Raw genomic sequence first — 13,268 nt, 5'->3', positions numbered from 1 at the left:
GACCCGCCCTTCCCCGCCCAGCTCGGCGATGGCATCGCGGGCGTTGGAAAGCAGATTGTGGATGACCTGGCGCAGCTGCGTGGGATCGCCCTCGATGGCCGGCAGGCCGGCTTCCAGCGTCACGTCCAGGTTCAGGGCCTTCTCGCCGAAGCGGCCGGCGCCGCCGCCCTCGGGGTCCCAGCCGTACAGCGACAGCACGTCGGCCACCAGGGCGTTGAAATCGATGCGCTGCATGACGGCCGGCGGCGTGCGCGCGTATTCGCGGAAATCGTCCACCATCTGCTTGAGCGAGGCCACCTGGTTGACGATGGTATTGGTCGAGCGCTCGACGATCTGCGCCTCGGCCGGCGGCAGCTTGCCTTCCAGCTTCATGGCCAGCCGCTCGGCCGACAGCTGGATCGGCGTCAGCGGATTCTTGATCTCGTGGGCCAGCCGGCGCGCCACCTCGCCCCAGGCCACGGTGCGGTTGGCGGAAATCACCTCGGTGATATCGTCGAATACGACCAGGTAGCCGTTGCCGCGGCCGTCCACCCGCAGGTGGGTGCCGCGCGCCAGCAGCGTCAGCGGCTGGGGCGCGATGTCGCTGTCGGCCGAGGCGACCGGCGTGATCTCGAACTGCTGCTGCCAGTGCTGGCGCTCGGAGCCCACCGCCGCGTGGGCCGAGAAGGCCTGGCGCACGACGTTGGCGAATTCCAGCATGCCGTCCACGGTTTCCAGCGGCCGGCCAATGACCGAGCGCAGGTCGGCCTGCAGGATGGTCTGCGCGCCCTGGTTGACGGTGGTGACGCGGAAGGACTCATCGAACGCCAGCACGCCGGACGACAGGTTCGACAGCACGCTTTCCAGATAGACGTTGGAGCGTTCCAGCTGCTGGCGGTTGCTCTCGACCATGCGGCGGGCCTCGTCGAGCTGGCGCGTCATGGCGTTGAACGAGCGGGTCAGCTGGCCGACTTCGTCGCGTTCGGGCGGCTCGGGCAGCGGCCGGTAGTCGCCCACGCCCACGGCCTGCGTGCCGGCGGCCAGGCTGAGCAGCGGGCGCACCAGGCGCTTGGACAGCGACAGCGCCACGGCGATGGCGCCGAAGGCGGCCAGCAGCAGCGCCAGCGTCAGCGTGATGCCGTAGAGCTTGCGCAGGCCCAGCCGCGACAGGGCCAGCTCCTGGTAGTCGCGAAAGCCCTGCTGGACCTGGTTGGCGTTGTGCGCGATCTGCTCGGGCACGGGCTGGAGCAGTTGCAGCCAGCGCGGCTCGGGGGCCGCGCTCAGCGGACTGTCGTAGCGATCGGGGCCGGTCAGCGCAATGATGACGCGCAAATGCAGCCCGCCGTCGGCGCCGGCCGTGACGGGATCGTCGGCCTCGGCCGCCGAATAGCCTCGGGCCACCCGCAGCTGGTTCAGGACGGCCGCCGGCGGCATGGCCGGCAGCAGCTGGCCATACTGGTTGGTGGAAAACGCCACCATCCGCCCGCTGCCGGTGAACACCATGGCCTCCTGCACGCCGTTGGCCTCGCGCAAGCGGGTCAGGGCCAGCGACACGCCCACGTCGGTATTGCGGTTCAGTTCCACCGCCATCGAGCGTGCGCGGGCGTCCAGGTCGGCCAGCTGGGAATCCAGCGCCGCGCGGCCAAGGTTCAGGCCGGCCTCCAGCGCCGTGTCCACCCGCACGTTGAACCAGGATTCGATGGAGCGCGACATGAACTGCACCGACACGGTGTAGATCAGCGCGCCCGGCACCACGCCGATCAGCGCGAAGGCCAGGGCGAAACGGGCGGTCAGGCGGGCGCCGAACTGCCGGCGGCGGATCTGCCGCGCCAGCCGCACGGTCAGCGCCACCACCCAGACGAACAGCGCCAGCGCGAAGATCCCGTTCAGGATCAGCAGGACGTCGTAATAGCGCGCGAAGCGCGAGGCATTGCCGGTGGACCAGGCCAACAGGCCCAGCAGCCCCAGGCCGCTGATGGCGCCCACCACCAGGGCCAGCCTGAGCAGCAGCCTCATGATGGGTCTTTCTCCAAGCCGTTGATCTCGAAGACGAAATCCACCCAGGGCGTGGCCTGGATCCAGGAACTGCTGTTCAGCGCGTTCACCTGGAAGGGCCGGGGCAACAGCGAGGTATCCAGCCGCAGGCGCAGCTGGCCGTCGTAACGGGTGTCTTCATCGAAGTCGTCGGCGTCGGCCACCTGCCAGTTGCGGATGTGCCGGATCACGCTCATGGCGTCGTCCAGCGAGGCCACGGGGAAGCTCAGCTCGCCCACGCCCGCCCGCCATTGCCGCGTCAGCGCGTTGTAGGTCACGCGCCAGGTGCGGGTGGTGTCGACCAGGGATTTGTTGAACCACCACCAGCGATCGCGGGTGATGGTGAGGTCGGCGGTGAAGTACAGCGGCACGCCGCGCTGGGCGGCATCGCGCAATTGCTGGTTCAGCTCGAATTCCACGTCGGCGTCGACCTGGAGCTTGCCGTCGCGCACAGCGGGCTGGACGCTGACGACGCGCGGCTCGGAAGCGTGCGCCTGCCCGCCCGGCATGAGAAACAGCAAGGCAGAAGCCAGCAACAACCCGAAAAATAAGCGCGAAATGATGGACATACGACACCGCTACACCGTTATGCCCCTTATTCTTGGCGATTCAGGACGGCTTGGCAAACAAGGCGTAGAAAAATCCGTCCTGTTGCTCGGCAGGTGTTGCATCGACCGCAACTGGCAGCAGCTGGCCGGGCGCATCCAGGCGCCGGGCCTCGGGGTGGCGCTGCAGGAACTCCAGCGCCTGGCGCGTGCCCTCGATCGGGAACACCGAGCAGGTCACATACAGCAGGCGCCCGCCGGGCGCCACGGTGCGCCAAAGGGCGTCCAGGATACGGGTCTGCAGCGCGGCGGTGCGGCGCAGGTCGTTCTCGCGGCGCAGCCAGCGGATGTCGGGATGGCGCCGCACGATGCCCGACGCGGTGCACGGCACGTCGGCCAGCACGGCGTCGAAGGGCTTGCCGTCCCACCAGGCGTCCAGGTCGGCGGCGTCGGCGGCCTGCAGCCGCACCCGGTCGCCGCCCAGGCCGAGCCGGTCCAGGTTCTGGCCGACCCGCTCCAGGCGGCCGGCGTCGGCGTCCAGGGCCAGCAGGTCGATGTCCGCCAGCTCCAGCAGGTGGGCGGTCTTGCCGCCCGGGGCCGCGCAGGCGTCCAGCACCCGCATGCCGTCGGCCGGAGCCAGCAACTCGGCGGCCCGTTGCGCGCCGGCGTCCTGTACCGACCACCAGCCCTCGGCGAAGCCGGGCAGCTGGACCACCGGCCGGGGCGTCGCCACCACCAGGCCGGCCGCGCCCACCGGTTCCGCCGCCAGGCCGGCATCCTGGAACGCGGCCAGCACCTGTTCACGGCTGGCGCGGCGGCGGTTCACCCGCAAGGTCAGCGGGGCCGGCAGATTGGCGGCCTGCAGGATCGCCTGCCAGTGCTGCGGATAGGCCACGCGCAGCTGCTTGACCCACCAGCCCGGGTGGTTCCACTGGGCCTCGGGGCTGTCGGCCACGGCCGCCGCCAGCGCCTCGCGCTCGCGCAGGAAACGGCGCAGGCAGCCATTGAGCAGCCCCTTGAACGAGGCCAGGGCGCGGGCCTTGGACGCGGCCGTCACGGCCTGGTCCACCACCGTGTGCGGCGCGTAGACCGGCATGCCCGGCACGGCGGCCGCGGCCTCGCCTTCCGCCTTGAGCAGGGTCAGCGACACCAACAGCAGGGACTCGAACAGGACGTTGGGATAGCGCTGCACCAGTTCCCGCCCGACCGCGTCGGCCCAGCCCAGATAGCGCATCGCGTGGAACGACACCGCCTGCACCGCCGGGCGCAGCGCGCCTTCGACGTCGGCCAGCGCCTCGGTCAGGGACCGGCCGTCCAGGACCTCTTCGACCACCCCCGCGCTGGAAAGCAGGACAGAAGACAGCGGCGGGGCCAGATGGGGGGTGTCGGAACGCGTGGACATGGCAGGAAATCAAGGGATAAGACCGCTATGGTAGCCCGGCGGCGGCGGCCGCGCCGGCGGGGGGCGCCGGAGAGACGCTGGACGAACCGCGCCGGCACGGTCACACTGGCCGCTTGCCTCGGAGCCCCTCATGTCCACCGCCACCCTGCTGTTGTTCATCCTGGCCTCGGCCGTCGCCATCGTCACCCCCGGCCCCACCGTGCTGCTGGCCATGAGCAACGGCTCGCGCCACGGCGTGCGCGTTGCCTGTTGGGGCATGGCCGGCGCGGTGCTGGCGGACATGATCCTGGTCGGCGCGGTGGCGTCCGGCCTGGGCGTGCTGCTGGCGGCGTCCGAGGTCGCCTTCCAGGCGGTCAAATGGGTTGGCGCGGCCTACCTGGCCTGGCTGGGCTGGAAGATGCTGCGCTCGGACGCGGCCTTCGTCATGCCGGCCGACGATGCCGGCGCGCGCCATGCCAGCGGCTTCAAGCTGGGCTTGCGCAGCTTCATGGTGGCGCTGACCAACCCGAAGGCGCTGCTGTTCATGTCCGCCTTCCTGCCGCAGTTCATCAATCCCGCCGCGCCGCTGTTCGCCCAGTACGCCACCCTGGCCGCCGTGCTGGCGCTGATGAACGTCGCGACCATGCTGGCCTATGCCACGCTGGGCGCGCAGCTGGTGCGCGCCTTCCGCGGCGCCGGCCTGCGCTGGATGAACCGCGTCTGCGGCAGCCTGATGATGGGCCTGGCCGCCACGCTGGCGCTGTATCGGCGCGGGGCGCCGTGAAGCGTCGAGATCAAAATCGGACCAAGTTGTTCATTCTCTCTGTCGCCCTGACGAACTGCACGCGGTAGAGTCGCGGAAACGCGACTACCGCCGGCGGAAGTCGTCAGCACACACGCTCCCTACCGCTGCATGGGATGACAAGCATGGACATTCCTCCGATCCGGACCAGGCAGGATTACGCCGCCGCCCTGAAGGTGGCCTCCACGCTCGTGGACGCCGATCCGTCGCCTGGCACGGCAGAAAGCGACACACTGGACGTGCTTTCGATCCTGATCGAGCGCTACGAGGCCGGTCACTTCCCGCTGAAAGCGCCCAACCCGATCGAAACGATCAAATTCCGCATGGAACAGGCCTGCCTGTCGGCGCCAAGCGCCCCGACCCGGTAAAATACCGCCCCCTGCCCCGCCGCGCTAAAATTGCGCACTATTTGATCATCGGCGCCGGCAGCGCCCACCGAGGTATCCCATGTCTTCCCCCAAAGTCGGCTTCGTCAGCCTGGGCTGTCCGAAAGCCCTGGTCGACTCCGAACGCATCCTGACCCAGCTCCGCACCGAAGGGTACGAAGTCACGCCCGAGTACAACGACGCGGATGTCGTGGTCGTCAACACCTGTGGCTTCATCGACAGCGCCAAGGCCGAATCGCTGGAAGCCATCGGCGAAGCGCTGGCCGAGAACGGCAAGGTCATCGTCACCGGCTGCATGGGCGTGGAAGAGTCCGTGATCCGCAACGTGCACCCCAGCGTGCTGGCCGTGACCGGGCCGCAGCAATATGAAGAGGTGGTGCGCGCCGTGCACAATGTCGCGCCGCCCAAGAAGGACCACAACCCCTACCTGGACCTGGTGCCGCCGCAGGGCGTCAAGCTCACGCCGCGCCACTATGCCTACCTGAAGATCTCCGAAGGCTGCAATCATCGTTGCAGCTTCTGCATCATCCCGTCGATGCGCGGCGACCTGGTCAGCCGTCCGGTGGGCGACGTGCTCAGCGAGGCCGAGCGCCTGGTCAAGGCCGGCGTCAAGGAACTGCTGGTGATCTCGCAGGACACCAGCGCCTATGGCGTGGACATGAAGTTCCGCAGCGGCTTCTGGAACGGCCGCCCGGTCAAGACCCGCATGACCGAGCTCTGTACGGCCTTGTCCGAAATGGGCGTCTGGACGCGCCTGCACTATGTGTATCCCTACCCGCACGTCGACGAGATCATTCCGCTGATGGCCGAAGGCAAGGTGCTGCCGTACCTGGACATTCCGTTCCAGCACGCCAGCCCGCGCATCCTGAAGGCCATGAAGCGTCCGGCCTTCGAGGACAAGACGCTGGCGCGCGTGAAGCGCTGGCGCGAGGAATGCCCGGACCTGACCATCCGCTCGACCTTCATCGTCGGCTTCCCCGGCGAGACCGAGGAGGACTTCCAGTACCTGCTGGACTGGATGCAGGAAGCCCAGCTCGACCGCGTCGGCTGTTTCCAGTATTCGCCGGTGGAAGGCGCGCCGGCGAACCTGCTGGACAACCCCGTGCCGGACGAGGTCAAGCAGGAACGCTGGGAACGCTTCATGGAGCAGCAGCAGGCCATCTCCGCCAGCCGCCTGCAGGCCAAGGTCGGCCGCGAGATCGACGTGCTGATCGATGAGGTCGACGAAGACGGCGCTGTGGGCCGCAGCAGCGCCGACGCGCCAGAGATCGACGGCTGCGTCTACGTCAGCTCGGAACAGCCGCTCAAGCCCGGCGACATGGTGCGCGCGCGCGTCACCGACGCCGACGAATACGACCTCTGGGCCGACAAGCTGTAAATCTGCGCGCGGGCCACGGCATCCTCTTGCGGCGCCGTGGCCGCGCCTGTCGGCCCTGGCGCGCGCGCCGCGACATGCGCGGCGGCAGCGCCCGCGCCCTCAGCCCTCCAGCGCCTTCAATCCGGCCACGCCGCCGATGATCAGCGCGATGCAGGCCAGCCGCGCCAGCGACGCCGATTCCCCGAACAGCGCGATGCCCAGCACGGCGATGCCGGTCGCGCCGATGCCGGTCCAGACCGCATAGGCCGTGCCCGCCGGCAGCTGCCGCAGCGCCAGCGTCAGCAGGAACACACTGCCCAGCGCCGCCGCCGCGCCCAGCACGCTGGGCCAGAGCCGCGTCCAGCCTTGCGCGTACTTCAAGGCCAGCGCCATCACGATTTCCGCCGCGCTCGCGGCGATCAACAACCACCAGGCCATCGCGGCCTCCTGTGCAAACTTCGGACCGGCCAGCTTACGGGCTATAGTGGGCGCGGAACAGTACGCACTTTCTGGTAACGATGGACACGCCCTCAACGCCCGCGCCGACCGCCGACGTCTTCAACGCCGCCTGCCCTTCCCGCCACGCGCTCGAGCTGATCTCCGGCAAGTGGGTGCCGCTGCTGCTGCCGGCGCTGGCCGACGGCCCCATGCGCAACGGCGAATTGCTGCGCCGGCTCGACGGCATCTCGCAGAAGGTGTTGACGCAGACCCTGCGCGACCTCGAGCGCCACGGGCTGCTGCTGCGCGAGGACCTGCGCACGGTGCCGCCACATGTGCGCTACCGCCTGAGCGAATTGGGCCGCTCGCTCAACGTCGCGCTGCTGGCGCTGGATCGCTGGGCCGAAACCCATCACCAGGAATTGCAGGCCGCGGCAAGCCGGCACGACGCCCGGCCGGCGCAGGGACAAGCGCGCCACGCCCCGCGCTGAAGCGCCGCGCAACCTTGCGTAAACTATCGCTTTTCCGGACAGAACAATGAAGAATCTCTGCGTCTATTGCGGTTCGAATCCCGGCAACCGCCCCGACTACATCGAACAGGCCCGCGCGCTGGCGCGCGAGCTGGTCAAGCGCGACATCGGCCTGGTCTACGGTGGCTCGGTGGTCGGCATCATGGGCGAGGTCGCCAATGAAGTGCTGGCCGGCGGCGGCCGCGTGATCGGCGTGATCCCCGAACTGCTGCTCAAGAAAGAACACGCGCATCGCGGTCTGACCGAACTGCACCTGGTGCAGACCATGCACGAGCGCAAGGCCATGATGATCGACAAGGCCGACGGCTTCATCGCCCTGCCCGGCGGCGCCGGCACGCTGGAGGAATTCTTCGAGGTCTGGACCTGGGCCCAGCTGAACATGCACGAGAAGCCCTGCGGCCTGCTCAACGTGGCCGGCTACTACGACGGCATGCTCCAGTTCCTGGACCATGCCGTGGCCGAATCCTTCATCCGCCCCCAGCACCGCGACATGCTGGTGGTCGAGCAGGACCCCGTCGCGCTGCTGGACCGCTACGCCGCCTACCAGGCGCCGATCGTCTCGAAGTGGTTCGAGCCGGTCAAGGCCGCCTGACGCGGCCGGATCGGGCGGTCCCGTCATCATCGACATGGAAACCCACGCAATGACCCATGCTCCGCAGCCCCACTCCAGCACGGAATCCGTCCTGCGCGACTACTTCCATGCCAAGGACGAGAACCGCCCCCTGTACATGGCCCGCGCCTTCGCGCCCGACGCAGTGCTGAAGATGGCGCTGCGCACGCAGGCCATCGCCTTTCCGCCCGAATCGCACGGCCTGGCCGCCATCACCGACACGCTGGTGCGCAAGTTCGGCCAGACCTACGACAACGTCTTCACGTTCTACCTGTCGCGCCCCGAGGCCGGCCAGCGGCTGTCCGAGTATCGCTGCGACTGGCTGGTCGGCATGACTGAAAAGGCCGGCGGCGCCGTGCGCGTCGGCTGTGGCCGCTACGACTGGAACTTCCAGGCCGAACCCTATCGCGCCGAGCGCCTGACCATCACCATCGAGACCATGGTCACGCTGCCGCCGGACGACGCCGGCGCGGTCTTCGGCTGGCTGACGGCGCTGGACTATCCCTGGACCGACGCACGCCGCGTGGTGGCCGGCGCGCCGCCGCTGGAAGCGCTGGCGCCGGTCGTGCACTACCTGCTACACCCCAACGGCCAGTAACCCCGCGCCTGGCTGGCACCGGATCCGATTCTTGAAATACGACTTCGCCGCCTTCGACTTCGACGGAACCCTGGCAGACACCATGCCCTGGTTCAACTCCGTCCTGAACACCGTGGCCGAGAAATACGGCTTTCGCCAGATCGACGCGGCCGAGCGCGAGCAGTTGCGCCACCGCGATCCGATGGCGATCCTGAAGTACCTGGGCATTCCGCTGTGGAAGCTGCCCGCCATCATGACCCACATGCGCGAGCTGATGCGCGACATCGACCCGTCCGTGCATCTGTTCGACGGCATGGTCGACGTGCTGGCCACGCTCAAGGCCGCCGGCCTGCGGCTGGCGGTGGTCAGCTCGAATTCGGTCGAGAACGTGCAGCGCGTGCTCGGGCCGCACGCGGCCGCGCTGTTCGACGATTACGAATGCGGCACCGACCTGTTCGGCAAGGCCGCCAAGATCGACCGCCTGCTGCAACGGCACCAGATCGCGCCGGAACGCTTCCTGCTGGTGGGCGACGAAATCCGCGACATCGAAGCGGCGCGCAAGGCCGGCGTGCGGATCGCCTCGGTGGGCTGGGGCTACAACCATGTCGACGCCTTGCGCGAACGCCAGCCCGATGAACTGCTGCTGACCGTGGCGGAACTGCCCGCCGTCCTGACCTGACCCTTTTCCCTAGCGTCATCATGCGCCTCGATCCCGACCATCTCGTCACCGACTCCGACGCCCTGCAAGCGCTGTACGGCGAACCCGGCGAAGCCTCGCTGAAGAAGGAAGTGGACCACGTCCACCCGCATTACCGCGCTTTCATCGAGGCCTCGCCCTTCGCCATGCTGGCCACGGCGGGACCGGACGGCCTGGACGCCTCGCCGCGCGGCGACCCAGCCGGATTCGTCGTGGTCGAGGACGAGAAGACCCTGCTGCTGCCCGACCGGCGCGGCAACAACCGCATCGACAGCCTGCGCAACATCCTGGCCGACCCGCGCGTCGCCCTGCTGTTCCTGGTGCCGGGCGTGGGCGAGACGCTGCGCGTCAACGGCCTGGGCCGCATCAGCACCGATCCGGCGCTGCTGGAACGCTTCGGCATGGACGGCAAGCTGCCGCGCTCGGTGCTGGTGGTCGAGGTGCAGACCGTGTACTTCCAATGCTCGCGCGCGCTGCTGCGCTCGCGCCTGTGGGACGCGTCCACCCAGGTACCGCGCAGCGCCCTGCCCAGCGCCGGCCGCATCCTGTCCGACCTGACGGCCGGCACCTTCGACGGCGTCGCCTACGACCGCGACTTTCCGGCGCGCGTGGCCAAGACGCTGTACTGAAACCCGGGCGCGGCCCTGCGCCCACAACCTGGAGCCATGCATGGCCCGCAACGTCGAAATCAAGGCGCGCGTCGATAGCCTGGCCGCCATCGAGCCGATCGCGGCGTCGCTGTCGGGCCAGCCGCCCCAGGCCATCGCCCAGGACGACACCTTCTTCGCCTGCGCCCAAGGCAGGCTGAAGCTGCGCGCCTTCGCCGACGGCCATGGCGAGCTGATCTTCTACCGCCGCGCCGACGACGCCGGCCCGAAGGAAAGCTTCTATGTGATCTCGCCCACGGCATCGCCCGACACGCTGCGCGAGACGCTGCAGCTGGCCTACGGCGTCATCGGCCGGGTGCGCAAGCAGCGGCGGGTCTATATGGCCGGACGCACCCGCATCCACCTGGACCGCGTCGAAGGGCTGGGGGAATTCCTGGAGCTGGAAGTGGTGCTGCGGGAAGATGAAAGCGCGGAGACCGGCATGGCCGAGGCGCACCGCCTGCTGGCCAGCCTGGGTGTGAAACCTGCGCAGCTGCTGTCCGGCGCCTACCTGGACCTGCTGGCCGCGCAGGCCCGGTGAAACCGGCGGGGATTCGCGCCCGCGATGCCGCCGGCGCCGGGCGCGCGCCGCACCGCTTGCCGCCACGGCAAGCGTGCGAGGCACGCGGTGGAACAGCACCTCAGGCCGGCTGCCAGCCCCGCACGAACACATCCACCGGCTGGCGCTTGCCGCCGGCCTTCTGCAACTCCAGCAAGCGCAGCGCGCCTTCGCCGGTGGCGATGTCGATGCCATCCGCATCGGCGCGCAGCACGCTGCCGGGAACCGCGCCCGCCGGCGCGGGAACGGCTTCGGCGCGCCAGATCTTCACCGGATCGTCCAGGCCGGGCAGGCGGATATTGGCGCCCGGCACCGGATTGAAGGCCCGCACGCGGCGGGCCAGCAGGCTCGCCGGCTGCGCGCAGCCCAACGCGGCCTCGGCCTTGTCCAGCTGGGCCGCGTAGGTCACGCCTGCCTCGGGCTGCTTGCGGGCCGGCAGGCCGTCGGCGGCCAGCGCCCGCAGCGCTGCCACGATGGCCTCGCCGCCGGCCTCGGCCAGCGCGTCGTGCAACTGCGCGGCATTGGTCTCGGCGCCGATCGGCACCACGCGTTCCAGCAGCATGTCGCCCGTGTCCAGGCCCGCGTCCATCTGCATGATGGTCACGCCGGTCTGCGCGTCGCCGGCCTCGATGGCGCGCTGGATCGGCGCCGCGCCGCGCCAGCGCGGCAGGAGGCTGGCATGGATGTTCAGGCAGCCCAGGCGCGGCAGGTCCAGCACCCATTGCGGCAGGATCAGGCCGTAGGCGGCCACCACCATCACGTCGGGCGCGATGGCGCGCAGTTGCGCCTGCGCCTCGGCGGCCTCGTCGGGATAACGGCCGTCGAGTCGCAGGCTGCGCGGCTGGGCCACGGCGATGCCGGCATCCAGCGCGGCCTGCTTGACCGGGCTGGGCGTGAGTTTCAGGCCGCGACCGGCGGGCCGGTCGGGCTGGGTCAGGACCAGGGGAATGTCATGGCCGGCCGCCCGCAACGCGTCAAAAGCGATGCGAGCGAACTCCGGCGTGCCGGCGAATACGAGACGCATGGGAAGGGACCAGGAAAGGAAAACGGGGAATCAGGCGCGCTCGGCTTCGCGCTCGGCCTTCTTCAGCTTGGTCTTGATGCGGTTCTGCTTGAGGTTCGACAGGTATTCCACGAACACCTTGCCGTCCAGGTGGTCCAGCTCGTGCTGCACACAGACCGCGAGCAGGCCGTCGGCCTCGAACTCGAAGGGCTTGCCGTCGATGTCCAACGCCTTGCAGCGGATGCGGGCGGCGCGCTCGACTTCATCGTAGATGCCCGGCACCGACAGGCAGCCTTCTTCGTAGATCTTGTAGTCGTCGCTATGCCAGGTGATCTCGGGATTGATCAGCGTCAGCAGCTGGTTGCCGTCTTCGGACACGTCGATCACGACCAGGCGCTCATGCACATCCACCTGCGTGGCGGCCAGGCCCACGCCGGGCGCGTCGTACATGGTCTCGGCCATGTCGCGGGCCAGCTGGCGGATGCGCTCGTCGACCTCGGCCACGGGCTTGGCTTTCTTGTGCAAGCGCGGGTCGGGGTAGCGAAGGATGGGAAGTAAAGCCATGAAGAAGGATCGCCAATGATTGATTGCTTTGGCATGAGTTTAATTCATTAGAGTATTGATTTCTAATAGTTTTCGGCTAACTTGGCGTTCGCTTTGGATGCGGCCCTGCTTTCAGCGCCAGGGGGTGCGCGATTCGATCCACCCCTGGGCCGGCGGGCCGCGCCGCGCCGTGCGACACTCTGGCCCCATCATCGCCCGCAATCCGCATCCGCCCCGCCCATGCCCCTGACCCAAACCGCCGCCGAACTGTCCGCCTGGCTGCGCCTGTCCCTGGAGCCGAACGTCGGCCCGGCCACCGCCTGCACGCTGCTCAGCGCGCTGGGCCTGCCCGAGCAGATCTACGCGCAGCGGGCCACCGCGCTGGCGCGCCACCTGCCCGAGGCGCTGGCGCGGCAATTGGCCGCGCCCATGCCGGCGGACATGCAGGCGCAGGTGGAGCGCAGCCTGGAATGGGCCGAGGCGCCGGACCACCACATCCTGACGCTGGCCGATCCCGGCTATCCGCAAAGCCTGCTGACCATTTCCGATCCACCCATCCTGCTGATGGTCACGGGCAAGCCGGCCTTCCTGCAGGGCCCGGCGCTGGCCGTGGTGGGCGCGCGCAGCGCCACGCCCGGCGGCCAGGAAAACGCGCGCGCCTTCGCCCGCCACCTGGCATCGCATGGCTGGCGCGTGGTCAGCGGACTGGCCCTGGGCATCGACGCCGCCGCGCACGAAGGCGCGCTGGACGCGGGCGCGCAGGGTGGCGGCACCGTGGCCGTGATGGGCACGGGCATCGACCGCATCTATCCGGCCCGCCACCGCGAACTCGCGCATCGCATCGCCGCGCATGGCGCGCTGGTGTCCGAGCTGCCGCTGGGCACGGGCGCGCTGCCGCAGCACTTTCCCAAGCGCAACCGCATCGTGGCGGGACTGGCGCGCGGCGTGCTGGTGGTGGAAGCCGCCAGGCAAAGCGGCTCGCTCATCACCGCGCGCCTGGCCGGTGAATGCGGCCGCGAGGTCTTCGCCATTCCGGGCTCCATCCATTCGCCGCTGTCGCGCGGCTGCCATGCGCTGATCCGCCAGGGCGCGAAACTGGTGGAGACGGCCCCCGACATCCCCGACGACCTGGGCGGCCCGCCGCTGCCGTCCCGCCCCGCCTCGCGCGCACCGGCGGCCC

Annotated in this window: 15 protein-coding genes and 1 pseudogene; 10 read left to right on the top strand and 6 right to left on the bottom strand. The window is 69.3% G+C overall.

Features of this window, described 5'->3' with window-relative positions; genetic code table 11:
• From KDH83_RS25060 to rsmB, 3 genes are all read right to left on the bottom strand, one after another.
• The coding region (locus KDH83_RS25060; RefSeq protein WP_212320724.1) for a HAMP domain-containing protein at positions 1-1,995 on the bottom strand (1,995 nt) is incomplete at its 3' end.
• Positions 1,992-2,582 (bottom strand): DUF4390 domain-containing protein, encoded by a 591-nt coding sequence (locus KDH83_RS25055; RefSeq protein WP_212320723.1) that lies wholly within the window; start codon positions 2,580-2,582, stop codon positions 1,992-1,994. The genes KDH83_RS25055 and KDH83_RS25060, both read right to left, overlap by 4 nt.
• Before the next feature lie 40 nt (positions 2,583-2,622).
• Complete coding sequence (gene rsmB, locus KDH83_RS25050; RefSeq protein WP_212320722.1) at positions 2,623-3,960, bottom strand: 16S rRNA (cytosine(967)-C(5))-methyltransferase RsmB; 1,338 nt, start codon at positions 3,958-3,960, stop codon at positions 2,623-2,625.
• Between the two features lie 130 nt (positions 3,961-4,090).
• On the opposite strand from rsmB, the gene KDH83_RS25045 reads away from it, so the two are divergent.
• The 3 genes and pseudogenes from KDH83_RS25045 to rimO all read left to right on the top strand — a co-directional run bounded on the left by KDH83_RS25045 (position 4,091) and on the right by rimO (position 6,505).
• Entirely contained in the window at positions 4,091-4,723 is a 633-nt protein-coding gene (locus KDH83_RS25045; RefSeq protein ID WP_212320721.1) for a LysE family translocator, read from the top strand.
• A gap of 143 nt (positions 4,724-4,866) precedes the next feature.
• Positions 4,867-5,088 (top strand): annotated as a pseudogene (locus tag KDH83_RS25040) (transcriptional regulator); the annotation flags it as partial.
• 100 nt (positions 5,089-5,188) lie between these two features.
• Positions 5,189-6,505, top strand: coding sequence for a 30S ribosomal protein S12 methylthiotransferase RimO (gene rimO, locus KDH83_RS25035; RefSeq protein ID WP_212320719.1), 1,317 nt, complete (start codon positions 5,189-5,191; stop codon positions 6,503-6,505).
• Between the two features lie 99 nt (positions 6,506-6,604).
• Here the strand turns inward: rimO and KDH83_RS25030 are convergent, their stop codons facing one another.
• Complete coding sequence (locus KDH83_RS25030; RefSeq protein ID WP_212320718.1) at positions 6,605-6,922, bottom strand: multidrug efflux SMR transporter; 318 nt, start codon at positions 6,920-6,922, stop codon at positions 6,605-6,607.
• Between the two features lie 80 nt (positions 6,923-7,002).
• On the opposite strand from KDH83_RS25030, the gene KDH83_RS25025 reads away from it, so the two are divergent.
• From KDH83_RS25025 to KDH83_RS25000, 6 genes are read left to right on the top strand one after another with little or no spacing between them, the layout of a single operon-like run.
• A complete protein-coding gene (locus KDH83_RS25025; RefSeq protein ID WP_212320717.1) occupies positions 7,003-7,413 on the top strand; it encodes a helix-turn-helix domain-containing protein in 411 nt (136 codons plus the stop codon).
• A 46-nt stretch (positions 7,414-7,459) separates the two neighbouring features.
• Entirely contained in the window at positions 7,460-8,044 is a 585-nt protein-coding gene (locus KDH83_RS25020; RefSeq protein WP_212320716.1) for a TIGR00730 family Rossman fold protein, read from the top strand.
• A 49-nt stretch (positions 8,045-8,093) separates the two neighbouring features.
• Positions 8,094-8,660: a hypothetical protein gene (locus tag KDH83_RS25015; protein ID WP_212320715.1), complete on the top strand. Its 567-nt coding sequence runs from the start codon at positions 8,094-8,096 to the stop codon at positions 8,658-8,660.
• A 31-nt stretch (positions 8,661-8,691) separates the two neighbouring features.
• Positions 8,692-9,318: an HAD-IA family hydrolase gene (locus tag KDH83_RS25010; RefSeq protein ID WP_212320714.1), complete on the top strand. Its 627-nt coding sequence runs from the start codon at positions 8,692-8,694 to the stop codon at positions 9,316-9,318.
• A gap of 20 nt (positions 9,319-9,338) precedes the next feature.
• Positions 9,339-9,965 carry a pyridoxamine 5'-phosphate oxidase family protein gene (locus tag KDH83_RS25005; protein WP_212320713.1) on the top strand — a complete coding sequence of 209 codons (627 nt, stop codon included), beginning with the start codon at positions 9,339-9,341 and terminating at the stop codon, positions 9,963-9,965.
• A gap of 40 nt (positions 9,966-10,005) precedes the next feature.
• Complete coding sequence (locus tag KDH83_RS25000) at positions 10,006-10,524, top strand: class IV adenylate cyclase (protein ID WP_212320712.1); 519 nt, start codon at positions 10,006-10,008, stop codon at positions 10,522-10,524.
• A gap of 100 nt (positions 10,525-10,624) precedes the next feature.
• On the opposite strand, the gene fmt is transcribed toward KDH83_RS25000, so the two are convergent.
• Together fmt and def are read right to left on the bottom strand one after the other, a co-directional pair.
• Positions 10,625-11,566, bottom strand: a complete 942-nt coding sequence (gene fmt / locus KDH83_RS24995; RefSeq protein ID WP_212320711.1) for a methionyl-tRNA formyltransferase — start codon at positions 11,564-11,566, stop codon at positions 10,625-10,627.
• 30 nt (positions 11,567-11,596) lie between these two features.
• The gene (gene def / locus KDH83_RS24990) at positions 11,597-12,109 is read right to left on the bottom strand and encodes a peptide deformylase (RefSeq protein ID WP_212320710.1); all 513 of its coding nucleotides are present in this window, start codon (positions 12,107-12,109) and stop codon (positions 11,597-11,599) included.
• Positions 12,110-12,328: 219 nt separating this feature from the next.
• Here def and dprA point away from each other — a divergent pair.
• Positions 12,329-13,268, top strand: a 940-nt coding sequence (gene dprA, locus KDH83_RS24985; protein ID WP_212320709.1) for a DNA-processing protein DprA, incomplete at its 3' end; no start/stop codon positions are given.

Origin of the sequence: Achromobacter sp. Marseille-Q0513, assembly GCF_018195695.1 — a bacterium.
GTDB lineage: Bacteria > Pseudomonadota > Gammaproteobacteria > Burkholderiales > Burkholderiaceae_B > Achromobacter.
This window is presented reverse-complemented; position numbering and strand designations above follow the sequence as displayed.

Bases quoted from the DNA above. Each gene is read 5' to 3' on its own strand.
- fmt (WP_212320711.1), bottom strand. From the start codon at position 11,566: ATGCGTCTCGTATTCGCCGGCACGCCGGAGTTCGCTCGCATCGCTTTT.
- KDH83_RS25005 (WP_212320713.1), top strand. From the start codon at position 9,339: ATGCGCCTCGATCCCGACCATCTCGTCACCGACTCCGACGCCCTGCAA.
- KDH83_RS25055 (WP_212320723.1), bottom strand. From the start codon at position 2,582: ATGTCCATCATTTCGCGCTTATTTTTCGGGTTGTTGCTGGCTTCTGCC.
- KDH83_RS25025 (WP_212320717.1), top strand. From the start codon at position 7,003: ATGGACACGCCCTCAACGCCCGCGCCGACCGCCGACGTCTTCAACGCC.
- KDH83_RS25015 (WP_212320715.1), top strand. From the start codon at position 8,094: ATGACCCATGCTCCGCAGCCCCACTCCAGCACGGAATCCGTCCTGCGC.
- def (WP_212320710.1), bottom strand. From the start codon at position 12,109: ATGGCTTTACTTCCCATCCTTCGCTACCCCGACCCGCGCTTGCACAAG.
- rimO (WP_212320719.1), top strand. From the start codon at position 5,189: ATGTCTTCCCCCAAAGTCGGCTTCGTCAGCCTGGGCTGTCCGAAAGCC.
- rsmB (WP_212320722.1), bottom strand. From the start codon at position 3,960: ATGTCCACGCGTTCCGACACCCCCCATCTGGCCCCGCCGCTGTCTTCT.
- KDH83_RS25045 (WP_212320721.1), top strand. From the start codon at position 4,091: ATGTCCACCGCCACCCTGCTGTTGTTCATCCTGGCCTCGGCCGTCGCC.
- KDH83_RS25020 (WP_212320716.1), top strand. From the start codon at position 7,460: ATGAAGAATCTCTGCGTCTATTGCGGTTCGAATCCCGGCAACCGCCCC.
- KDH83_RS25030 (WP_212320718.1), bottom strand. From the start codon at position 6,922: ATGGCCTGGTGGTTGTTGATCGCCGCGAGCGCGGCGGAAATCGTGATG.
- KDH83_RS25000 (WP_212320712.1), top strand. From the start codon at position 10,006: ATGGCCCGCAACGTCGAAATCAAGGCGCGCGTCGATAGCCTGGCCGCC.